A 23,994-nucleotide genomic window follows, 5' to 3' on the forward strand; every position below is an offset into this window, starting at 1 on the left:
GATTATTATGAAACGATTTTGCGGATAAAACAAAATCAGGAGTTTCGCACTTAGCAAAATTGTGTATTAGTTAGAAGCCATTTAATGTTGTTCTGAATTGATGTTTTTATAACTTCCCAAGTTTGTTGATATAAAGTAATGTTTTCATTTATCCTCCTTTTGTTCATATCAAGCCAGGCCAATACAGCAAGGCAAATATGATTTCTTTGAGCTCGACCCGTGCGTGCCTGACAGCATTCAATACCACAAGTTTGTTTCAATTCTCGATGATAAACTTCTATAGACCAACGCGCCTTAACAATTTTCTCTATTTGCTCACGTGTAGGATTCTCTAAATTAGTTGTTATGTAATCAATGCGACCATTTTTTGCCACAAACTTAAATACCGTAACCCAACCGTATCCACGTAGGTGAATTTTTAGCCCTTCATCGGGAATCTCTAAAGTTTCCAAGCTAACATTACGATTAACTTTTCTATTTTTTCTTAGGTTGGTAACCCATATCCAACCTAAATTACGTATATGTTTTAAATTATCCAAACCACTATACCAAGCATCCATAACTATAGCATCAGGCTTGATACCTCTTTCTTTAGCTAAAGTAAGCATATCACAAAAATGCTCGTTCTTTGTTTTACCATCAGTTTCTTTATCATATATTCTATAATCTACAGGAGTAGATTGATCAATTTGAGTATTGTAATGCAGTAAGTTTACCATTCCTATACCAGGTATAACATCATGTACAGCCCCAGAATATTGATAATTTACAAGCTCGATCCTCTTACTGTATTGCTTTGACAATAAGGTGTCATCTCCCACTAATAAACAAGGATCTTCCAGATCAATATATTTTGACACTTTGCTATAGATTTCGCTAGGGCGAAAATCCTTACTCTTTAACCATCGACTTGCACTATCGTGCGATAGATCTAATGGACTTACTTCAGATAATGCTTTGCTAGTATATCTTACACTACTTGCTTGTAAGAATGATTTATATAAATCTTTGCTACATTTTGATCTTGTCATTTTTATCTAAAACTATTTTTCTCTAGATTAGCATATTATTTGCTAAGTGCGAAACTCCTGAAAATTTCTACGACCACTTACTACTACCGCTACTTTATTGCCAAACTCATATGGCTTGTTGCGTTTTCCCTTTCCTATACACTCTACTTCAGGGGCATGAAAACTATATAATACTTTGTTATCTTCTTTATATTGCTTTTTAGCTTCTCTTTTTAAAACAGATTGGTTATGTATTTGTTTTATTTTTTGCAATACTTCTTGATTTTTGAGAGACAAGTTTAATTGCTTATTTTTGATCTCACGCTCACATACTCTAATCAAACGACCCAGTAATATTTTTAAATGCTTCATTATTTTCCAACGCTTCTTGGCTTTACTATGTTCTTTATATTTCTATAGCTTTACTATATCGCGTTTATAGGTTCTAGCGTATGTTTCATTCAAATGTATACCCAAACTGTTGCAAAGCTTTACTATGCTAAGCCTAGCTTTATCCATTAAATAAACATCGTGTGGGTGTTTGATATTCTTAATTTGTACAGTCGTATCAGCGATGATTAATTCCAAATCTTTTTTTTTAATTGTGTTAGTTTTTATCCCAACCCTGATCAACTCCGATAATATCTCATTATATCCAGCTTCACCTAATACACTACGAAACCGTCGTATACTAGTTTCCGAGATAGCTATGTCTTTTTCTATATATTCCCACCCGCAGAAATACTGCCAATACATATTCTCTTTTAGCTCTTCCTCTGATAATGAATCTGAAAAATTATACATTGCTTGTAGCATCGTTATGCCAAGCATCACTCTATGACATTTTCTATTTCTACCAAATTTCTTAATACAAACATTTTTTGATAACCACTCTTCGAGCCTAGACCAATTTATTAATTCTCTTAATTTATATAGCTTATTATTTGGGTTTAATTCTTCTTTTAATTTATAACCAAACAGTTTCCCTTGTTCTTGCGATTTGATAATGTTGTCTATTGGCATTGACTGAAATCCATAAGGTTTATGACCATATTTTATCATTTTCTTACGGATTGTTGTATTACTTCTTGTCTTAAAACCATATTATCTATAAGGCTTGTAGAGTTTTGGCGGACGGACTAAATAGTCTATCCGCCAAAAACACTTCAAATCCTGATCATTTGTAATGGGATAGAGTTTTGACAACAAATTGCTAAGATTTTCAATAAAAATTAATAAGTTATGTTAATTTTTACTGATACATTTCTGTGTTGGTCTAATTTTGATATGGAGCTATTGTTAACGATTTTTTATCGTTCATCTAGTTTTTGCATGATGATATTTTTGATTTATGTGGAGTTAGACACGATTTGTAAATGATTTGCAATGCATCGTAAATTCAAACCAATAGCAGAGATTATTGGATTGATAATATCTCCTATCATACCTTTCAAGAAGTTTCTACCCATCCGACCATATTGCTTTAAGTGACCTATTATTGGTTCTATGGCACTGCGTCTCTTGATCATAGACTTGTCCTCTTGTAACAACTTCTTCCGCGTTTTTGGGGTATATACCTTACTCTTCTCCTTTACATTGCTACCACTATACCCAAGATCAACAAATGATTTCTTTATCTTGATTCCAGTGACACTCTCTACTGCTTCAAAGCTCTGATGCAATGTATGACCATCATAAGGATTATTATGAAACGATTTTGCGGATAAAACAAAATTTCTACGACCACTTACTACTACCGCTACTTTATTGCCAAACTCATATGGCTTGTTGCGTTTTCCCTTTCCTATACACTCTACTTCAGGGGCATGAAAACTATATAATACTTTGTTATCTTCTTTATATTGCTTTTTAGCTTCTCTTTTTAAAACAGATTGGTTATGTATTTGTTTTATTTTTTGCAATACTTCTTGATTTTTGAGAGACAAGTTTAATTGCTTATTTTTGATCTCACGCTCACATACTCTAATCAAACGACCCAGTAATATTTTTAAATGCTTCATTATTTTCCAACGCTTCTTGGCTTTACTATGTTCTTTATATTTCCATAGCTTTACTATATCGCGTTTATAGGTTCTAGCGTATGTTTCATTCAAATGTATACCCAAACTGTTGCAAAGCTTTACTATGCTAAGCCTAGCTTTATCCATTAAATAAACATCGTGTGGGTGTTTGATATTCTTAATTTGTACAGTCGTATCAGCGATGATTAATTCCAAATCTTTTTTTTTAATTGTGTTAGTTTTTATCCCAACCCTGATCAACTCCGATAATATCTCATTATATCCAGCTTCACCTAATACACTACGAAACCGTCGTATACTAGTTTCCGAGATAGCTATGTCTTTTTCTATATATTCCCACCCGCAGAAATACTGCCAATACATATTCTCTTTTAGCTCTTCCTCTGATAATGAATCTGAAAAATTATACATTGCTTGTAGCATCGTTATGCCAAGCATCACTCTATGACATTTTCTATTTCTACCAAATTTCTTAATACAAACATTTTTTGATAACCACTCTTCGAGCCTAAACCAATTTAATGATGCTCCTCGCAGCAGAGCTACGAGGTATCTAAAAAAGTTTTAGTTGTTTCTTATGATATCACGAAGCAGAGCTTCGGGGAATTAAACCCTGAGAGATTAATTCTCTTAATTTATATAGCTTATTATTTGGGTTTAATTCTTCTTTTAATTTATAACCAAACAGTTTCCCTTGTTCTTGCGATTTGATAATGTTGTCTATTGGCATTGACTGAAATCCATAAGGTTTATGACCATATTTTATCATTTTCTTACGGATTGTTGTATTACTTCTTGTCTTAAAACCATATTATCTATAAGGCTTGTAGAGTTTTGGCGGACGGACTAAATAGTCTATCCGCCAAAAACACTTCAAATCCTGATCATTTGTAATGGGATAGAGTTTTGACAACAAATTGCTAAGATTTTCAATAAAAATTAATAAGTTATGTTAATTTTTACTGATACATTTCTGTGTTGGTCTAATTTTGATATGGAGCTATTGTTAACGATTTTTTATCGTGATGAACGAACATTAGAATTACCCATGACGAATATTAAAATTACCCATTTTTGAGTAAAAAATATTGTCTAAAGTGTTACATTATTATCCTCCGATTTTATAGTTAATTTTTTGCCTTTAGCTGTAGCGATTCTATAACTTTCAGTATTGAGTTCAAGAATTGAAGAATGGTGAACCAATCTGTCAATAACTGCTGACGTAGTCATTTCATCTTTAAAAATAGTATTCCATTTTGCAAAAACTAAATTGCTAGTAATTAATACACTACGCATTTCATAACGTTCAGCTAATAAGGTAAATAAAACATCAGTTTCTTCACGATTATATGGTACATATGATATATCATCAATTATCAATATTTCAAAATAATCGAATTTTTTAATAATTTGCTTAAGTTTTAAACTAAGCTTTGCTTCTAGTAATTGTTGAACCAAATTAGCTGCTGTTGTATATAATACACGTCTACCAGCAAGACACCACTCACGTGCTAAACCTATACTAAGATGACTTTTGCCAGTGCCAGGATTACCAAAAATAAGTATATTTTCATAGCGATCCATAAATTCTCCTTGTGCAAGATATTGGATCTTAGTTGGCGATAATCCTGGGATACGCTTAATATCAAAGTTGCTTAATAACTTATCTCGAGAGAGTTTTGCTTGCTTCAGCAATCTGGCAATACGTTGTTGTTGTCTATGTTCTAACTCACGTATGGCTAACTCCTGTAGATAATCTATATATGTTTTCTTTTCTTGCTCAAAGCTTTCTGCAACTGATTTATAGCACGATGCAAAAGTAGGTAAGCAAAGGTTCTTGAGTAAATTATTTAGCGGTTGCGGAGTTATTATCTGTTTACTCATGCAACCTCCATTGTTTTAAAGCAATGTAATTGATCATATTCAGACAGTATTGGTTGATTAATTTTTACTGAACAAACAGTTTGAGTCTGGCTATTTAGTAAATCTGTAATATGATCAATTATTGGCTCAATTTTCTTTTCTAATAGCACTTCTAATGCAGTAACTACATTCAATTCTCCATACATTTTTGCTAATTGTAATATTTTAAGATATATTTTATGCCCTTTATATGGATATATAGAGATAAGCTGGTCATATACCTGACGAAATATAGCACGTGGGAATAAAGCTTCATAATATTGATATTGAACAAATGCTCCAGGTTTACGTACTAAACTATCAATAATATGTCTATAATCAATAACATAGCCATTGCTGATTCTAGACATTTTTTGTAAACATTTGTTACCATAGTAAAGCTCTATTTCTTCAGAATAAATATAAGCTTTTAAAGTATAACCTATTAAGCGACTAGGCACAGAATAAGCTACAGATAAAATACTAACTGTACTGCTTGGATTAACACGTACTGATAATATTGTAGGTGCATTCCATTTCCTGATTGGTAACTCTTGTAAATGAACTAATTCTTCAGCTAATTTTTCTTTTCTACAGCTATTTCGCTTTTCTTTAATTTGTGTAAGGAATATAATGGACTAAAAAAATTGGACAAAAAAATGAAGGAGTGTGTTTCCGCAATAAGTTAGAATAAATAGCAATAAACTTAAGAGGAAAGATGAAGAAAAATAAAGTAAAAATTTTCAGTGCTTCAGAAAAAACGGGGATAGTATTAGAATTAATAAAAGAGGAGTCGACACTTGGTCAGTTAGCTTCAAAATATGCAATAAGTGTTAAAACAATTCAAAATTGGAAAAAACAGTTTTTAGGTAATGCGGCATTAGCTTTTGAACCAGCTAAAGTTTTGAGTGAATATCAAGAACAAATAAATCATTTACAAGAGCAAAATGATGAGCTTGCTAAAGCTCTTGGTAGAATCACAGTTGAGAGGGACTGGGCCGTGGGAAAGCTCAAAAGCTTGGATTTATCAAATAAAAAGAGTCTTGTACACTCCAAGCTAAATCAACTCTCAAAATCAAGACAGTGTGAACTATTAAAGATTAGTCGATCTACAGCCTACTATAAATCCAAGGAGATGAGTATAAATAAATTAAGTATTTTAAATAGAATAGATGAAATATATACAGATAATCCTGAATTTGGTTATCGCTATATTCATCAACAGTTACTAGAAGATGGTTTTATTGTCGGTAAAGATCGAGTACTGAAATATATGAGGATGATGGGTATAGAAGCTATTTACCCACATAAGAAAAAATCTACTTCTCGAAACGATAGTGAGCATAAGATCTATAGCTACTTACTTGATCAATATTGGACTAAATCTGGCTCAACAAAGCAAGTGTATGTGCCTAATGTGAATGAGGTTTGGAGTGGTGACATTACTTACATTAGAACTAATGGTGGCTTTATGTATATGGCAGCTATTATAGATTGGCATAGCAAGGCCATATTGAGCTATAAACTGTCAAATTCTATGGATGCATCTCTTGTAACTGATGTCTTGAAACAAGCTCTCAGTAAGTATAACGCTCCACAGATATTTAATAGTGATCAAGGTAGCCAATATACCAGTTATGACCACATAAATATTCTCAAGGAGCATGATATCCAAATTTCAATGAATGGCCAAGGTAGAAGTATTGATAATATAGTAATAGAAAGGTTTTTTAGAACTTTAAAATATAATTGTATCTTTATTAATGATTTTAACAATGTTAAAGAGTTAAAAGAGGGGATTGATCATTATCTGAATAAATATAATTATCACAGATTTCATTCAAGTATTGGTTATAAAAAGCCTATGAATGTATATCTGAATTATATGCAAAATTATCAGCAAATTGCTGCCTGATAATCGAAAAATTAGGAAAACATACTACTCATTTTTTTGTCTTGATTTTTCAGTCCACTATCGAATAATTCATAAGCTTTTAAATCAACAAAATTACGTGATCCACGTAATAGCAGATGTTGATTCACTGCTTGCTTAAATGTATCATGACTTTTTTCAACAGAACCATTTTCATGACTGACGCCTGGATTATTTCGCGATGGTGCAACATTGTAATAACCAAGCAATTCTTGCCATCTTTCTGTAAATTGTCTACTATTACCACATTGCTTGGTAGCTGCACTTAAATTATCTGTACGATGCTCTGGTAAAACTCCACCTAACTCCCATACAGCTTTTTCAAACCCTGATGCTAATGTATCAAAACTTTCACTATGGCATATGCTAAAAGTTTCCCAACATGAATAAGGCAACATAAAATGAAATAGTAAGTGAGGATATGGTTGCCCACCAATACAAATACCCAATTGATTCATATTGGTCCAATCAGACTGACTCTGTTTGCCAGGAAGAATATTTTGTAAAAAGATTACTGTCTTATCCTTACCATGTGCAGCTCTCCATTGTTTCAACCTTTTCTGCAAACAGCGTAATTGCTTCCCATTATAATTCCCATGATACTTTTCTGTCAAATATGCTAATATGGTAGTTGCTTGCAACTCCGGTGCTGATTCTAGCATTGATTCTATTTCATCCCAGTGCTTCACAAATGGATCCTTACGTGTCCTATATTTACGTATTGTGCGTAATTCGCTTGGATACTTATTAATACGTAAATACTTACGTGCCGTTTTTACACTCATACCTGCTTTTGCAGCAGAAATTATCTGATTATATTTTTTGATCTTTTGCATTAAAATACCTACTTGGTTATTTGTACATGTCATCAGTAATTCTCGAATAATATTTAAATATTTAAAAATAAATTTTTATTCGATTTTACTGTCCATAGTTACTTCTTTTTTATAGATAATTTTAATGTTCGTTGAGGGTAATTCTAATATTCGTTAGTCACGTTCATCTAGTTTTTGCATGATGATATTTTTGATTTATGTGGAGTTAGACACGATTTGTAAATGATTTGCAATGCATCGTAAATTCAAACCAATAGCAGAGATTATTGGATTGATAATATCTCCTATCATACCTTTCAAGAAGTTTCTACCCATCCGACCATATTGCTTTAAGTGACCTATTATTGGTTCTATGGCACTGCGTCTCTTGATCATAGACTTGTCCTCTTGTAACAACTTCTTCCGCGTTTTTGGGGTATATACCTTACTCTTCTCCTTTACATTGCTACCACTATACCCAAGATCAACAAATGATTTCTTTATCTTGATTCCAGTGACACTCTCTACTGCTTCAAAGCTCTGATGCAATGTATGACCATCATAAGGATTATTATGAAACGATTTTGCGGATAAAACAAAATTTCTACGACCACTTACTACTACCGCTACTTTATTGCCAAACTCATATGGCTTGTTGCGTTTTCCCTTTCCTATACACTCTACTTCAGGGGCATGAAAACTATATCAGGAGTTTCGCACTTAGCAAAATTGTGTATTAGTTATAGCTAACGCGAAAAGGTTTTTACCATAGTTTTTGTATTTACTCACATATTCACCAGATCTAAATCCTATTAAACATTGCTGGACTAACTTTAAAAACTGTTTACATAAAATTATTGATCAATGCCTAAGTTTTTCCTAATCTGTGGTAGAAACATTTCCGTGTTAGCTATAGAAGCCATTTAATGTTGTTCTGAATTGATGTTTTTATAACTTCCCAAGTTTGTTGATATAAAGTAATGTTTTCATTTATCCTCCTTTTGTTCATATCAAGCCAGGCCAATACAGCAAGGCAAATATGATTTCTTTGAGCTCGACCCGTGCGTGCCTGACAGCATTCAATACCACAAGTTTGTTTCAATTCTCGATGATAAACTTCTATAGACCAACGCGCCTTAACAATTTTCTCTATTTGCTCACGTGTAGGATTCTCTAAATTAGTTGTTATGTAATCAATGCGACCATTTTTTGCCACAAACTTAAATACCGTAACCCAACCGTATCCACGTAGGTGAATTTTTAGCCCTTCATCGGGAATCTCTAAAGTTTCCAAGCTAACATTACGATTAACTTTTCTATTTTTTCTTAGGTTGGTAACCCATATCCAACCTAAATTACGTATATGTTTTAAATTATCCAAACCACTATACCAAGCATCCATAACTATAGCATCAGGCTTGATACCTCTTTCTTTAGCTAAAGTAAGCATATCACAAAAATGCTCGTTCTTTGTTTTACCATCAGTTTCTTTATCATATATTCTATAATCTACAGGAGTAGATTGATCAATTTGAGTATTGTAATGCAGTAAGTTTACCATTCCTATACCAGGTATAACATCATGTACAGCCCCAGAATATTGATAATTTACAAGCTCGATCCTCTTACTGTATTGCTTTGACAATAAGGTGTCATCTCCCACTAATAAACAAGGATCTTCCAGATCAATATATTTTGACACTTTGCTATAGATTTCGCTAGGGCGAAAATCCTTACTCTTTAACCATCGACTTGCACTATCGTGCGATAGATCTAATGGACTTACTTCAGATAATGCTTTGCTAGTATATCTTACACTACTTGCTTGTAAGAATGATTTATATAAATCTTTGCTACATTTTGATCTTGTCATTTTTATCTAAAACTATTTTTCTCTAGATTAGCATATTATTTGCTGAGTGCGAAACTCCTGTATATAATACTTTGTTATCTTCTTTATATTGCTTTTTAGCTTCTCTTTTTAAAACAGATTGGTTATGTATTTGTTTTATTTTTTGCAATACTTCTTGATTTTTGAGAGACAAGTTTAATTGCTTATTTTTGATCTCACGCTCACATACTCTAATCAAACGACCCAGTAATATTTTTAAATGCTTCATTATTTTCCAACGCTTCTTGGCTTTACTATGTTCTTTATATTTCCATAGCTTTACTATATCGCGTTTATAGGTTCTAGCGTATGTTTCATTCAAATGTATACCCAAACTGTTGCAAAGCTTTACTATGCTAAGCCTAGCTTTATCCATTAAATAAACATCGTGTGGGTGTTTGATATTCTTAATTTGTACAGTCGTATCAGCGATGATTAATTCCAAATCTTTTTTTTTAATTGTGTTAGTTTTTATCCCAACCCTGATCAACTCCGATAATATCTCATTATATCCAGCTTCACCTAATACACTACGAAACCGTCGTATACTAGTTTCCGAGATAGCTATGTCTTTTTCTATATATTCCCACCCGCAGAAATACTGCCAATACATATTCTCTTTTAGCTCTTCCTCTGATAATGAATCTGAAAAATTATACATTGCTTGTAGCATCGTTATGCCAAGCATCACTCTATGACATTTTCTATTTCTACCAAATTTCTTAATACAAACATTTTTTGATAACCACTCTTCGAGCCTAGACCAATTTATTAATTCTCTTAATTTATATAGCTTATTATTTGGGTTTAATTCTTCTTTTAATTTATAACCAAACAGTTTCCCTTGTTCTTGCGATTTGATAATGTTGTCTATTGGCATTGACTGAAATCCATAAGGTTTATGACCATATTTTATCATTTTCTTACGGATTGTTGTATTACTTCTTGTCTTAAAACCATATTATCTATAAGGCTTGTAGAGTTTTGGCGGACGGACTATCTAACGTTATGCTTTTGATTATATGCGACAATTGTTTAAGTTTTTTATTCATGTTACCAATCACATCTTGTGTTCTTTTTGAACGGTTTAAAGTGAGAAACACTTTTTGTGTTCTGATATCCACAAGAGCGCCTATATTACGACTTTGATTACCTTTGTTAAAAGTTAAATCACCTTCTAAATGACCTATTGCTGCTATCTTTCTATTTATCTCTGGTCTTTCAGTAATGGAAACTCGATTTGGTATTGTAATTCTTTTGTTTCTGATTCTTGTACCATGATGCAACCTATTTTTCCTTTTTCTTGCTAAAGATAAATATAATTTTTGCCTTTGTGCTATAGGAGATGTATAAATAAACTGGTATATACTCTCTGTAGAAATATTGACAGTATCTCGTGATAGTTTACGTCTACCTGAAATTATATCTGGTGAAATACCCTGTGTTAACTGCTTTATTATTTCTGCTCGTAAATTATTATCAATATCTAATTTTCTTTTTCTCTTACCTTGCCTTAAACTGCAAGCAAGTGTGTTAGCCCTATCTGGTCTATAATTATGCCTCATTCTCTTGAGTTCATAACATATAGTGCTTTTATCACGGCCAATCTTTGTCCCTATATATCGCGAGCTATAACCACTCTTATTCATTTCGTATATTTTAAATCTTTCATCTATCGTTAAATGAGCCATGATATATCTATATTTAAATGATGCTCCTCGCAGCAGAGCTACGAGGTATCTAAAAAAGTTTTAGTTGTTTCTTATGATATCACGAAGCAGAGCTTCGGGGAATTAAACCCTGAGAGATTAAAAATTGATTATATCTGGCTTAATTAATTATAGAACTTTCCCTTCTGCTACTGAAAAAGAAGCAGAATTAGCTCTTGAGTCATTTGATCAAAAATGGAGTAAGCAATATCCGCATATAGCTAAATCTTGGTATAATAATTGGGATGTAGAAGTGAAGATTTGATCTTACAGACACTATAAATTTTGCCCCTGATTGTCAGTTAAATTTTGACTGTCAGATACATATTCAAGATACAAGATTTCATTATTCTTTTCAACAGCTAATTTCTTACTATCCTTAAAAGTTTGCATAGGAGTTTTTCCATAACAATATTTACCAGAATGAGGTCTTTCATTATTGAAATACTCTAGCCAGATATCAAGATCTAATTGTAGGTCATCAAGATCTGTATCAATCTTTTTCCGCATAGCTGTATCAAAGAATTCTTGTTTCATGGTTTTATTAAAACGCTCACACATACCGTTTGTTTGAGGAGAATATGCTTTAGTAGTAGTATGCTCTATACCTTCGATACTTAGAAATAATTCAAAAGCATGATGCTCTATATTCCCCTTATATTCTGACCCACGATCTGTCAGAATACGAAGTATTGGTATCCCTTGAGTCTCATACCATGGTAACACTCGGTCATTAAGCATATCAGCAGCAGTTAAAGCTGTTTTATCAGTATATAGTTTAACATCAGCTACTCTGCTGTAGCTATCAATAAATACCTGAGAATAAACCTTACCTATACCCTTAAAGTTGCCTACATAATATGTATCTTGGCATCCTAGATACCCTGGATGCTGTGTCTCAATTTCTCCATGAGCTTCTTTTTCATTACGACGCTTCTCTAGCACTTGTAATTGTGCCTCAGTAAGCACAATACCATCTTGAGCCATTTTTGCTTCTAATGCTTTAAGTCTTTTACTGATGTTGTTTAAATCATTACGTAACCAAATTGATCTTACTCCCCCAGGTGATACAAGTACACCTGTCTTTTTAAGCTCATTTGATACTCTTAGCTGACCATATGCTGGATATTCTATTGTGCCATATCTAGTACTGCTTTCTCTACAGCAGGATCAACTCTATTCGCTATTATTGGCTTTCTTCGACTAATTTCATACAACGCTTCTTCGCCACCAGTTTCATACAGTTCTTTAAATCTGTAATAACTATCTCTACTATATTCCATCGCTTTACATGCTGATGATATACTACCAAGGCTCTTAGCTAATTCAAGTAAACCTAATTTTGGTTTTATTATTTTTTGATTTAAGTTCATTCTTTATCTCCATTTAATAATTAATTTATTTTACTAAATGTAAGATATAATCTCAACTATTACAGATAATTTTCTTGCAATATCCAAAGGAGATTCGTAAGATTATTTACACTACAAATGCGATAGAATCGCTGAATAGCCAATTGAGAAAAGTTACTAAGAATAAACGCATCTTTCCAAATGATGACGCAGTATTTAAGGTTTTATATCTGACAATTGATTATATTACCAAAAAATGGTCTATGCCTATCCCCAATTGGAATGAAGCTATGGCTCATTTTATGATCAAATTTGATGGTAGAATTTAATGGTTCACGAAATTTACACAATTGATGAGACAGAGCCTTTAATGGCTCACGAAATTTACACAATTGATGAAACAGAGCCACAACCTTAGCAATTTAAATTGTATTTTTTGCTCCGAAAGACTCCATACCAAATCCTATGGTCAGTAATAATATTATTGCTAACTTCTTCATTTTATATCCATTTATATTTAATTAATAAACTTTAACTAATCCTATTAAAAAACTCTTTAATTTTTTTTGTACATAATATAGCCTCTTCTTCAGTCAAATGAGGTCCTATTGGTAAACTAAGAATTTCTGAGCTAATTTTTTCAGTTAACTCAAAAGAACCAACTTTTAAATTCACATTTTGATAAGCAGGTTGTAAGTATATTGGGGTAGGGTAGTGAATTATAACTTGTACCCCCTGACTAACAAGATAATCTTTTAATTGATCTCGTTTTTTAGTCATTATAGGAAATATATGCCATACATTACCGTCATCATATTGAGGTAAAACTATATCATTAATGTTTAATTCTTGTAAATAAATTTTAGCAATTCTTTGTCTTTTTTTATTCCATTCATTAAGATATCTTAATTTAATAGACAGTATTCCTGCTTGCAAATCATCTAATCTACTGTTTTTCCCTATGATTTCATGACTATAACGTACTTTACTTCCGTAATTACGTAGTAGTTTTAGCGTATCAGCAATTTTATCATCATTTGTTGATATACATCCACCATCACCAAAACAACCTAGATTTTTACCTGGATAAAAACTAAAACCATTGCAATCTCCGAATGATCCAGCTTTTTTTCCGCTAACTAAATCTATAGCTCCATGTGCTTGAGCAGCATCTTCTATAATTTTCAGATTATATTTTTTTGCTATAGCTAAAATTAGTTGCATATCACATACACGCCCATATAAATGAACCGGCATAATTGCACGTGTTTTACTTGTTATAGCATGCTCAATTTTTGAAGGGTCTAATAAATAAGTATCTTTGCAAACTTCAACTGGAACAGGTACTGCTCCAATTTCGGAAACAGCAAGCCATGAAGCTATAAAAGTATGGGCAGGCACTATTACCTCATCGCTAGCACCTATGCCTAGGGCCTTAAGGCTTAGAACTAATGCATCAAGACCGTTTGCTACGCCAATTACATGCTTTACTCCTAAGTAACTTGCAAATTCTTGTTCGAATTTTTCTAAACGATTTCCCAAAAGATATGAAGCATCATTATTTACATCTTGCCATAATTTATCTGCTTCTTGTTTAATTTCAGTGTAAGCACTTTTTAAGTCTAAAAATTTGATTTCCATAATTTAAATTCTTCGTATGATCTAATATAATCGCTTTCTTGGTAGTTTTCTGAAGCACAGATAATTACTTGAGGATTATTTTTTATATTTGTTACTTCCCGCCATAAAGGTTTTATAATGTATAAACCTTTATTCGGTGCATCAAGAGTAATGGTTGTGTTATGTTCACCATCATCTAAAACGAAATCTACCGAGCCATGAGTACAAAAAATAAATTGTTTTAAATTTTTATGTGCATGTCCGCCGCGATCTTTTTTTAAATTATAAAGCCAGTAAACACGATGTATAGGAAAATCTAAAATTTGTCCTAGCTCAACAAAGGATAAGCTTCCCCTATCGTCATCAAAACGTGGAATTTCAATTAATTTATAACTGTGATTCATAATAAATGATGCTCCTCGCAGCAGAGCTACGAGGTATCTAAAAAAGTTTTAGTTGTTTCTTATGATATCACGAAGCAGAGCTTCGGGGAATTAAACCCTGAGAGATTAATATACCATTCTACAGTTAATCTTAATGAATCCATAAAAGAAAATTTAGAAGACCAATTTAATTCTGAGCATAGTTTTGTATTATCGATAGCATACCTGAAATCGTGACCCGCTCTATCTGTTACGTATGTTACTTGTTTGGCATAAGGTGTAGAATCAGTGTGAGGTCTTAATTCATCCAAAATATTACAAATTTTATTAGCAAGTTCTAAATTAGTTTGTTCGTTACGTGTACCTATATTGTAGTTTTCACCTACCACGCCTTTATGGAAAATAAGGTCTAAAGCAGAGCAATGATCCTCTACATACAACCAATCTCTAATATTTTTTCCATTACCATAAATTGGGATTGGCTCACCATTTAAGGCTTTTCTAATAATAGTAGGAATTAATTTTTCATTATGTTGCCTTGGTCCATAATTGTTTGAACAATTGCTAATTATTGTCGGTAAATTATATGAGTGAAAGTAACTTCTAACTAAAAAGTCACTGGAAGCTTTAGAAGCACTATAAGGGGAATTTGGAGCATAAGGAGAATTTTCAGAGAAATAACCTGTATCACCTAAGCTACCATATACTTCATCAGTAGAAATATGTAAAAATTTGGAGTTTATATTATCTTGTGATGACCAGTGATTTCTTGCAGATTCTAGTAAGTTGAAAGTACCTTGTATATTAGTTTCTATAAAAATTCTTGGATTAGCTAGTGAATTATCTACATGCGATTCTGCTGCTAAATGAATTACATCGGATATATTATATTCTTTAAATAAATTTTCTATTAAGTCGATTTGGCAAATATTGCCATGAATAAATTTATAATTTTGTTTATTGCTAATATGATTAAGGCGTTTGATATCAGCAGCATAAGTTAAGGCATCTAGATTAATAATATAGTAATTATTATATTTATTTAAAAAATATTCTACTAAATGGCTACCAATAAATCCGGCACCTCCTGTAATTAAAATAACTTTATCCATTTTTAGTTTCTCTGCATTTTTAAAATTTTATCTTTGTGTATTTAAAATAGAACACCTAGGGTGAGAATAAATATTTTTTAAATATTTACAATAATCGGAATTAGGGCTAAGTTCAGCTAGTTTTAGTAACATTTCTGCATCTATATATTTACAATTATATGCTACCTCTTCTAAACAGGCAATTTTTAATCCTTGTCTTTTCTCGATGGTAGCAATAAAATTCGATGCCTCGAGTAAACTGTCATATGTACCTGTATCTAACCAAGCTACGCCACGTCCAAATACTTCTATGTTTAAGTTATTTTCCTCTAAATAAGCTTGAAGAACTGATGTAATTTCTAATTCCCCACGCTTTGAAGGTTTAACTGCTTTTGCTTTTTTAACTACTGAATTATCAAAAAAGTATAAACCAGTTATAGCATAATTTGATTTAGGGTTTTGAGGTTTTTCTTCAATACTTGATACTTTACAGCTAGGAAAAGAAATCTCAGCAATCCCATATCTTTCTGGATCTTTAACATAATAACCAAAAATTTTCGCTCCTTCTTGTAAAGAGCTAGCATTTTGTAATATTGATACTAGTCCTTGACCATAAAAAATGTTATCCCCAAGAATTAAGCACACATTAGAATCTCCTATAAAATCTTCACCTATTATCAAAGCATCCGCAAGACCCTTAGGAGTATCTTGTATAGCATACTGAATATTAATGCCTAAATGACTACCATCATTTAATAGATCTTGATATAAAGAAAGAAATACACTGTTAGTAATAATTAGGATTTCCTTGATTCCAGAAAGCATTAATACTGAAATAGGATAATAAATCATCGGTTTATCATAAACCGTTAAGAGCTGCTTTGATAAAGATTTTGTAGCAGGGTAAAGCCTAGTAGCAGAACCGCCTGCTAAAATTATACCTTTCATAAACTATTTAATAAGTTGTTGTGGATAAAATTATTATATCTTATACATTAAATCATGTACTAACTACAAGCCTTAGTTTTGTAGAGAATTTACATATTTGCTTAATAAATCTATATCAATACTATAATCTGAATGCATAGGTGATGTGATTTGAGTATTGGTATGAGCTCCTATCAAAAATTTTAAATCCATTTCTAGGCTCATAGCTAAAGAATGAAATACTCGGAAATTCGCTTCTTGTACGTTACTACTTAAAATTAATATTTTACAATCTTTAGGAGTGAAAATTAAATTAACCATACCCGCACCCGTAGGACCGATAATAACTTGTGCCATTGAGAATAATTCAATTTGTGCCTGGGCTGATAAAAAATCTGGGTAAACAATTTCAAATCCTTGAGTAATCAAGAAATTTTCAATTTCTTCACTATTGAGTAATTTTCTATATGTAGCTCTTTTTCTTGATATATAAAGTTTACGAAATGCCTTTTTAGGGTTATTAAATTGTTTAGATATTACCTTTTTTACAAACTGTATCGCTTTGGGAGCAATCACTACTGCATTTGAATAATTAGGGGTATTAACATTGTCTTTAATTAAGGATAATGGGGAGGGGTAATATAAATTTTTTACTAAATATCCGTTTTTTCTTTCAAGCTTTATTAAATCTCTATTATCCAAATTGAACATTTTTAGGAGTTCTAATGATTGGGGGTAATGATCTTCGTCAATTAATAATGGTATTTTTTTGTCTAATCCTTGAATTAAACTAAGCCTTGGTAAACATTCTACAATCCAATGATAGTAGTTTTTGGAATGATCTTTAATAAGATGAATACCGCTATCAATGATTTGGGGATTTTTTATTATTTCAAATGACAAGTTTTTTTCATTAATCTTATTTACAATATCTATAGATTTAATATGGTAAACATATTTTTTAAGATAGAAGTCGCTTTCTTCGCCATAAATAATATACTGATCATTATTATCAAGACCATCATATAAAGCTGTATTATTACTTAATATTAGATCTGTACCCCCGATTACAATTGCATTATTTATTTCTGCAAGATAAGTATCTGGTAATTTTATTGTGCAATTATATTTTTCTGATACATGAAAATCATTATTTATTACTTTAGGTTTAGTTAATTTTAATGTTTTGTTAGTATCAAAAAATTTTATTTTGTGAGATAATAATTTACATCCTTCAGAGACAGAATAATAATTCAAAATGTCTTTTAAAGGGCTTTTAAAAATTACATCCTGAGTTTCTTGAGTGTTTGTATTTAAATCATGAGATTTTTGAATACTTAGACCTGCATATTTAATTTTAAGGATGGTTCTCAAAGAAGCTAAATTTTCTCTAAATATTTGTTTTTTAGGATTTAACCAAATTGCAATTGAAATTAAACATTTTGAAGCACAAAATATAGCGTAGCGTAACAAATATAAAATTTTATTAACAGCAGATAATATTCTAGGTTCAATTTTAACAGTTAAGGAAGCACTTTTTATGCCTAACCCATTTAAAATATTAGCTAGCTTATATTTTGTTGTGTCTAAATTGGCTAGAATCTTTTTTAAGATAATCATAAATTACAAGATTTAAAGTAATAATTTGTATATATCAAATCACTTAGAGAGTTCAAAGTAAAGCAAGGAACTAAAATATGAATTCCTTGAAGTTTTGTAGAACTAATTCTTTAAATTAATAATGAGTATACAGTCAAAATGAATTTGAGATTAGGCAAGAGGAGTAATACCTATAACTAATTAGCTTAGCAACCAAATTACATGTTCAAAATATATATCAACTAATTAGTTCCTAATAAAGCGTTTATTATATTATTTTCTTGCATAATTGTAAATATCAAAATATTTTTATTTGAAAATGATGCTCCTCGCAGCAGAGCTACGAGGTATCTAAAAAAGTTTTAGTTGTTTCTTATGATATCACGAAGCAGAGCTTCGGGGAATTAAACCCTGAGAGATTAAAATAATTATTTTTGCAAATCCCTATGCCCCAAATAAGCTTTATAAAACCCAAACAAATTATTGGCAATCACCTAATATTACGCGATGTAGAGGTAGAAGATAGTTCGTTTATTTTAAATCTAAGAACTGATACTACTAAATCTAAATATCTCTCTTCAACCTCTAACGATTTATTACAACAAATTGAATGGATTAAAAAATATAAGCAAGATAATTCCCAATTATATTTTTTAATCCAAGATCAAAATTTAGAGCAAGTTGGAACAGTACGACTTTATGATGCTCAAGAAGATTCGTTTTGTTGGGGATCATGGATTTTAAAGGCTAATACACCAAGTGGCTACTCTATTGAGTCAGCTTTAATCATATATAGTTATGCACTTAGCCTAGGTTTTATTAAAGCTCACTTTGATGTAAGAAAAGAAAATGAATCTGTTTGGAGATTTCATGAAAGATTTGGAGCAATTAAAGTAGACGAAACAGACAAAGATTATTTTTTTACAATATCCTTTGAAGCAATAAAAAATTCTTTAGAAAGATATTCTAAATATTTACCAAAAAATATAAATATTATTTTATAAGTAGGGAATTTTTTGAAAAATATTTGATGATATTTTTGCTTTTTCAACAGGTAAACTATGAGGAATAAAGGGTTTTTTTAGGAGTCTTTTGCAATGATTGTGTAAATTTTTGTTGAGCCTATATTAGAAGTAATTAAAAATATAGGTAACAGAAATGCAAATAGAGAAGAATAAAAAAATAAATGAAGCAATAGATTTGCTGATAGAAGGCGAAGTAGATTTAAAAACAGTACTAAGTCAGAATGGATTAATTAAGGAATTAACCAAGGGTATTTTAGAGCGAGCACTGCATGCTGAGATGTCAGAACATTTAGGTTATAGCAAGTATGATAGAGCTGAACTGAGAATGCGAGGAATGGTAGTTTTAGTAAGAATCTGATTAGTGAGAATGGTACTATAGAGCTAAATGTTCCAAGAGACAGACAAGGTAAATTTGAACCTATAATAGTCTCAAAGAAACAAACAAGAATAGATGGCTTAGACCAAAAGATAATATCCTTATATGCGAAGGGTATGAGTGTGTCTGATATTAAAACACAATTGCAAGAATTATATGGAGCTGAGATCAGTGAGAGCCTAATCAGCAGGATTACAGATGAAGTAATAGATGAGGTCAAGATTTGGCAGAGTAGACCTCTTGAATCAGTATACCCTATAGTATATTTTGACTGTTTAGTAGTGAAAGTAAGACAAGATAAACTTATTATTAATAAATCAGTATATGTAGCTTTAGGAATAGATTTATCTGGCAGAAAGGATATTTTAGGCTTATGGATAAGTGAGAATGAAGGAGCTAAATTTTGGCTTGGTAATTTTACTGAAATGAAGAATCGAGGAGTAAAAGATATCTTAATTGCTTGTAGTGATAATCTAACTGGTATGTCTGATGCTATTGCATCAGTATATCCGAAAACTGAACATCAAATTTGTATTGTCCATCAGATCAGGAATAGCCTCAAATATGTATCATATAAAGATAGAAAGCAATTAGCAGCGGATTTGAAACTAATCTATACTTCTGCTACTGAAAAAGAAGCAGAATTAGCTCTTGAGTCATTTGATCAAAAATGGAGTAAGCAATATCCGCATATAGCTAAATCTTGGTATAATAATTGGGATAATTTGATAATTTTCTTGCAATATCCAAAGGAGATTCGTAAGATTATTTACACTACAAATGCGATAGAATCGCTGAATAGCCAATTGAGAAAAGTTACTAAGAATAAACGCATCTTTCCAAATGATGACGCAGTATTTAAGGTTTTATATCTGACAATTGATTATATTACCAAAAAATGGTCTATGCCTATCCCCAATTGGAATGAAGCTATGGCTCATTTTATGATCAAATTTGATGGTAGAATTTAATGGTTCACGAAATTTACACAATTGATGAGACAGAGCCTTTTTTAGAGCTGGCGGATAGGGTGGGATTTGAACCCACGGTACGGTTGCCCGTACGCCAGTTTTCAAGACTAGTGCCTTAAACCGCTCGGCCACCTATCCAAGAAGATTCATAGCAAAAAATACAGCATAATTCAAGAAAAATCGTAAAAAATCTTTACTATGCTCGTTTAATCTCTCAGGGTTTAATTCCCCGAAGCTCTGCTTCGTGATATACGACTTGAATGGAAGAAAGCAGTTATATACATAAGAGTCATAATGTCACAGTACTAATAACCTGAATTCTGGATTAGCTAATTTTGAGATATAGCAGGTTTGTTAGGTTTCATACAGTATGCAATTAGGGCGGATAAGATATGTACAAAGGCATTCCAAATTGATCTATGTCTTGTATGTTCGATCTCGAAAGCACCCTTCAGCACACTAAATACTGTTTCGATAATTGAGCGTTTGCGTAATAATATTTTTTCAAATAATGGCATAAGTTTATTCTTCATTTTCTTCTTTATGCCAGTTACTAACTTGATTCCTTTGCTGTATAGATCATCAAAGAGCTCCTGTTTGATATAACCCTTATCGCCAAACAATAATCCCGTGATATGTTTGGTGATTATCGAAACCGGCGCTCTATCATCTACATTACCAGGCGTTAGTTTTAGACCTTGAATCTCACCTTTTTCGTTAATAACCAAATGTAATTTTAGACCAAAAAAACAACTTTTTGTTGTTTTACCCAAAGCAGCAATACCGGCAAAGACTTTATTACGAGAGATTCTTTTTCGATGACAAACCTCTAAAGATGTGGCGTCAATATAAGAAACTCCCGTAGATTGAGCTGCCTGCATATACCATTCAAGTAATAAAACTAAATAACTCAGAACTCTTGGTTTTAGAGCTATAAAACGAGTATATGATGGAAGAGTTACAAAGTCTGATTTATATAATTGTAGATAGGACATATAAAAATATTTAAAGTTTTTACAAGGTGATTGATGGTATAAAAGCACTATTGTTAACAGCTCAGAATAGCTTATTTCAGGCTTTCTTGTAGGGTTTTTATTAATTAATGGTAGAAATGATTTATTAATCCACTGCTCGCTAATTTTACAAAAATCATCGACAAAACAAAATAATGCAGTAATATCTTTCTTCATGGGGATACTCTTGTTTTTTTGCTAAAAATTATATAGAGTATCTTCTATCCCTTGTAAATACTTACTTCCAAACCTAGATTAATCCAGAATTCAGGTTAATATATCATTTAGTAACGCCGGCAAAACGCCAATTTAGGATAAGAGAAGTTGTTCTGGAGCTAAAGCATCAAGTTTTATACGAGATTTAGTGATAGCATAAGAAGTAACACAAGCTAGAATATGCACCAAGAAAATAATCGTGGCAAGCCACGGGGAATTTAACCCAACAGGGATTAACGAAAAAGGTGAGATTCAAGGTCTAAAACTAACGCCTGGTAATGTAGATGATAGAGCGCCGGTTTCGATAATCACCAAACATATCACGGGATTTATTGTTTGGCGATAAGGGTTATATCAAACAGGAGCTCTTTGATGATCTATACAGCAAAGGAATCAAGTTAGTAACTGGCATAAAGAAGAAAATGAAGAATAAACTTATGCCATTATTTGAAAAAATATTATTACGCAAACGCTCAATTATCGAAACAGTATTTAGTCTATCCGCCAAAAACACTTCAAATCCTGATCATTTGTAATGGGATAGAGTTTTGACAACAAATTGCTAAGATTTTCAATAAAAATTAATAAGTTATGTTAATTTTTACTGATACATTTCTGTGTTGGTCTAATTTTGATATGGAGCTATTGTTAACGATTTTTTATCGTTCATCTAGTTTTTGCATGATGATATTTTTGATTTATGTGGAGTTAGACACGATTTGTAAATGATTTGCAATGCATCGTAAATTCAAACCAATAGCAGAGATTATTGGATTGATAATATCTCCTATCATACCTTTCAAGAAGTTTCTACCCATCCGACCATATTGCTTTAAGTGACCTATTATTGGTTCTATGGCACTGCGTCTCTTGATCATAGACTTGTCCTCTTGTAACAACTTCTTCCGCGTTTTTGGGGTATATACCTTACTCTTCTCCTTTACATTGCTACCACTATACCCAAGATCAACAAATGATTTCTTTATCTTGATTCCAGTGACACTCTCTACTGCTTCAAAGCTCTGATGCAATGTATGACCATCATAAGGATTATTATGAAACGATTTTGCGGATAAAACAAAATTTCTACGACCACTTACTACTACCGCTACTTTATTGCCAAACTCATATGGCTTGTTGCGTTTTCCCTTTCCTATACACTCTACTTCAGGGGCATGAAAACTATATAATACTTTGTTATCTTCTTTATATTGCTTTTTAGCTTCTCTTTTTAAAACAGATTGGTTATGTATTTGTTTTATTTTTTGCAATACTTCTTGATTTTTGAGAGACAAGTTTAATTGCTTATTTTTGATCTCACGCTCACATACTCTAATCAAACGACCCAGTAATATTTTTAAATGCTTCATTATTTTCCAACGCTTCTTGGCTTTACTATGTTCTTTATATTTCCATAGCTTTACTATATCGCGTTTATAGGTTCTAGCGTATGTTTCATTCAAATGTATACCCAAACTGTTGCAAAGCTTTACTATGCTAAGCCTAGCTTTATCCATTAAATAAACATCGTGTGGGTGTTTGATATTCTTAATTTGTACAGTCGTATCAGCGATGATTAATTCCAAATCTTTTTTTTTAATTGTGTTAGTTTTTATCCCAACCCTGATCAACTCCGATAATATCTCATTATATCCAGCTTCACCTAATACACTACGAAACCGTCGTATACTAGTTTCCGAGATAGCTATGTCTTTTTCTATATATTCCCACCCGCAGAAATACTGCCAATACATATTCTCTTTTAGCTCTTCCTCTGATAATGAATCTGAAAAATTATACATTGCTTGTAGCATCGTTATGCCAAGCATCACTCTATGACATTTTCTATTTCTACCAAATTTCTTAATACAAACATTTTTTGATAACCACTCTTCGAGCCTAGACCAATTTATTAATTCTCTTAATTTATATAGCTTATTATTTGGGTTTAATTCCTCTTTTAATTTATAACCAAACAGTTTCCCTTGTTCTTGCGATTTGATAATGTTGTCTATTGGCATTGACTGAAATCCATAAGGTTTATGACCATATTTTATCATTTTCTTACGGATTGTTGTATTACTTCTTGTCTTAAAACCATATTATCTATAAGGCTTGT

General features: G+C 31.8%; 21 protein-coding genes, 1 tRNA gene and 5 pseudogenes. 6 read left to right on the forward strand and 21 right to left on the reverse strand.

The window, feature by feature from the left end:
- Positions 1–50: 50 nt before the first annotated feature.
- The 7 genes from AAHI98_RS11520 to AAHI98_RS18210 form a co-directional block, all read right to left on the reverse strand.
- Entirely contained in the window at positions 51–1,031 is a 981-nt protein-coding gene (locus AAHI98_RS11520) for an IS701 family transposase (RefSeq protein WP_342224656.1), read from the reverse strand.
- 42 nt (positions 1,032–1,073) lie between these two features.
- Entirely contained in the window at positions 1,074–1,382 is a 309-nt protein-coding gene (locus AAHI98_RS11525; RefSeq protein ID WP_342225920.1) for a hypothetical protein, read from the reverse strand.
- A gap of 42 nt (positions 1,383–1,424) precedes the next feature.
- A complete protein-coding gene (locus AAHI98_RS11530; RefSeq protein WP_342225921.1) occupies positions 1,425–2,072 on the reverse strand; it encodes a transposase in 648 nt (215 codons plus the stop codon).
- Positions 2,073–2,359: 287 nt separating this feature from the next.
- Complete coding sequence (locus AAHI98_RS11535) at positions 2,360–3,592, reverse strand: IS5 family transposase (RefSeq protein ID WP_342226201.1); 1,233 nt, start codon at positions 3,590–3,592, stop codon at positions 2,360–2,362.
- 43 nt (positions 3,593–3,635) lie between these two features.
- Entirely contained in the window at positions 3,636–3,821 is a 186-nt protein-coding gene (locus AAHI98_RS11540; protein WP_342225922.1) for a hypothetical protein, read from the reverse strand.
- Between the two features lie 323 nt (positions 3,822–4,144).
- On the reverse strand, positions 4,145–4,936 hold the full coding sequence (istB, locus tag AAHI98_RS11545; RefSeq protein WP_342225796.1) for an IS21-like element helper ATPase IstB: 792 nt from the start codon (positions 4,934–4,936) through the stop codon (positions 4,145–4,147).
- Positions 4,933–5,589, reverse strand: a complete 657-nt coding sequence (locus AAHI98_RS18210; RefSeq protein WP_410526252.1) for a Mu transposase domain-containing protein — start codon at positions 5,587–5,589, stop codon at positions 4,933–4,935. The genes istB and AAHI98_RS18210 overlap by 4 nt, the downstream gene beginning before the upstream one ends.
- An 83-nt stretch (positions 5,590–5,672) precedes the next feature.
- Here AAHI98_RS18210 and AAHI98_RS11555 point away from each other — a divergent pair, with 83 nt between their 5' ends.
- Positions 5,673–6,869 carry an IS3 family transposase gene (locus AAHI98_RS11555; protein WP_342224752.1) on the forward strand — a complete coding sequence of 399 codons (1,197 nt, stop codon included), beginning with the start codon at positions 5,673–5,675 and terminating at the stop codon, positions 6,867–6,869.
- 11 nt (positions 6,870–6,880) lie between these two features.
- On the opposite strand, the gene istA is transcribed toward AAHI98_RS11555, so the two are convergent.
- The 5 genes and pseudogenes from istA to AAHI98_RS11580 all read right to left on the reverse strand — a co-directional run.
- Positions 6,881–7,756, reverse strand: coding sequence for an IS21 family transposase (gene istA / locus AAHI98_RS11560; protein ID WP_342225923.1), 876 nt, complete (start codon positions 7,754–7,756; stop codon positions 6,881–6,883).
- Between the two features lie 162 nt (positions 7,757–7,918).
- The gene (locus AAHI98_RS11565; protein WP_342224960.1) at positions 7,919–8,377 is read right to left on the reverse strand and encodes a transposase; all 459 of its coding nucleotides are present in this window, start codon (positions 8,375–8,377) and stop codon (positions 7,919–7,921) included.
- 235 nt (positions 8,378–8,612) lie between these two features.
- Positions 8,613–9,575: an IS701 family transposase gene (locus tag AAHI98_RS11570; RefSeq protein WP_342225924.1), complete on the reverse strand. Its 963-nt coding sequence runs from the start codon at positions 9,573–9,575 to the stop codon at positions 8,613–8,615.
- A 22-nt stretch (positions 9,576–9,597) separates the two neighbouring features.
- Positions 9,598–10,512: a transposase gene (locus AAHI98_RS11575; protein ID WP_342225925.1), complete on the reverse strand. Its 915-nt coding sequence runs from the start codon at positions 10,510–10,512 to the stop codon at positions 9,598–9,600.
- Positions 10,513–10,588: 76 nt separating this feature from the next.
- A pseudogene (locus AAHI98_RS11580) lies at positions 10,589–11,284 on the reverse strand (IS30 family transposase); the annotation flags it as partial.
- Positions 11,285–11,408: 124 nt separating this feature from the next.
- Here AAHI98_RS11580 and AAHI98_RS11585 point away from each other — a divergent pair.
- A complete protein-coding gene (locus AAHI98_RS11585) occupies positions 11,409–11,567 on the forward strand; it encodes a hypothetical protein (protein WP_342225926.1) in 159 nt (52 codons plus the stop codon).
- Between the two features lie 11 nt (positions 11,568–11,578).
- Here AAHI98_RS11585 and AAHI98_RS11590 read toward each other — a convergent pair.
- A pseudogene (locus AAHI98_RS11590) lies at positions 11,579–12,675 on the reverse strand (IS481 family transposase).
- Between the two features lie 71 nt (positions 12,676–12,746).
- On the opposite strand from AAHI98_RS11590, the pseudogene AAHI98_RS11595 reads away from it, so the two are divergent.
- Positions 12,747–12,983 (forward strand): annotated as a pseudogene (locus AAHI98_RS11595) (transposase); the annotation flags it as partial.
- A 202-nt stretch (positions 12,984–13,185) separates the two neighbouring features.
- On the opposite strand, the gene AAHI98_RS11600 reads toward AAHI98_RS11595, so the two are convergent.
- From AAHI98_RS11600 to AAHI98_RS11620, 5 genes are all read right to left on the reverse strand, one after another.
- Entirely contained in the window at positions 13,186–14,295 is a 1,110-nt protein-coding gene (locus tag AAHI98_RS11600; RefSeq protein ID WP_342225927.1) for a DegT/DnrJ/EryC1/StrS family aminotransferase, read from the reverse strand.
- The gene (locus AAHI98_RS11605) at positions 14,277–14,678 is read right to left on the reverse strand and encodes a sugar 3,4-ketoisomerase (protein ID WP_342225928.1); all 402 of its coding nucleotides are present in this window, start codon (positions 14,676–14,678) and stop codon (positions 14,277–14,279) included. The genes AAHI98_RS11600 and AAHI98_RS11605 overlap by 19 nt, the downstream gene beginning before the upstream one ends.
- 59 nt (positions 14,679–14,737) lie before the next feature.
- Positions 14,738–15,769 carry a dTDP-glucose 4,6-dehydratase gene (gene rfbB / locus AAHI98_RS11610; RefSeq protein ID WP_342225929.1) on the reverse strand — a complete coding sequence of 344 codons (1,032 nt, stop codon included), beginning with the start codon at positions 15,767–15,769 and terminating at the stop codon, positions 14,738–14,740.
- A gap of 27 nt (positions 15,770–15,796) precedes the next feature.
- The gene (gene rfbA / locus AAHI98_RS11615; RefSeq protein WP_342225930.1) at positions 15,797–16,696 is read right to left on the reverse strand and encodes a glucose-1-phosphate thymidylyltransferase RfbA; all 900 of its coding nucleotides are present in this window, start codon (positions 16,694–16,696) and stop codon (positions 15,797–15,799) included.
- Positions 16,697–16,768: 72 nt separating this feature from the next.
- Positions 16,769–18,295, reverse strand: a complete 1,527-nt coding sequence (locus AAHI98_RS11620; protein WP_342225931.1) for a glycosyltransferase family 61 protein — start codon at positions 18,293–18,295, stop codon at positions 16,769–16,771.
- 413 nt (positions 18,296–18,708) lie between these two features.
- On the opposite strand from AAHI98_RS11620, the gene AAHI98_RS11625 reads away from it, so the two are divergent.
- A complete protein-coding gene (locus AAHI98_RS11625) occupies positions 18,709–19,278 on the forward strand; it encodes a GNAT family N-acetyltransferase (protein ID WP_342225932.1) in 570 nt (189 codons plus the stop codon).
- Between the two features lie 154 nt (positions 19,279–19,432).
- Positions 19,433–20,646: pseudogene (locus AAHI98_RS11630) on the forward strand (IS256 family transposase).
- Between the two features lie 48 nt (positions 20,647–20,694).
- On the opposite strand, the gene AAHI98_RS11635 reads toward AAHI98_RS11630, so the two are convergent.
- Both AAHI98_RS11635 and AAHI98_RS11640 read right to left on the reverse strand, forming a co-directional pair.
- Positions 20,695–20,784: transfer RNA gene (locus AAHI98_RS11635), tRNA-Ser, on the reverse strand.
- A gap of 191 nt (positions 20,785–20,975) precedes the next feature.
- Positions 20,976–21,836 carry an IS982 family transposase gene (locus AAHI98_RS11640; RefSeq protein WP_342225933.1) on the reverse strand — a complete coding sequence of 287 codons (861 nt, stop codon included), beginning with the start codon at positions 21,834–21,836 and terminating at the stop codon, positions 20,976–20,978.
- 271 nt (positions 21,837–22,107) lie between these two features.
- On the opposite strand from AAHI98_RS11640, the pseudogene AAHI98_RS11645 reads away from it, so the two are divergent.
- Positions 22,108–22,375: pseudogene (locus AAHI98_RS11645) on the forward strand (transposase); the annotation flags it as partial.
- 198 nt (positions 22,376–22,573) lie between these two features.
- Here AAHI98_RS11645 and AAHI98_RS11650 read toward each other — a convergent pair.
- Positions 22,574–23,935: an IS5 family transposase gene (locus AAHI98_RS11650; protein WP_342224717.1), complete on the reverse strand. Its 1,362-nt coding sequence runs from the start codon at positions 23,933–23,935 to the stop codon at positions 22,574–22,576.
- Positions 23,936–23,994: the final 59 nt, after the last annotated feature.

The organism is Rickettsia endosymbiont of Urophora cardui, from assembly GCF_964030725.1.
In the GTDB taxonomy this organism is placed as follows: Bacteria; Pseudomonadota; Alphaproteobacteria; order Rickettsiales; family Rickettsiaceae; genus Rickettsia.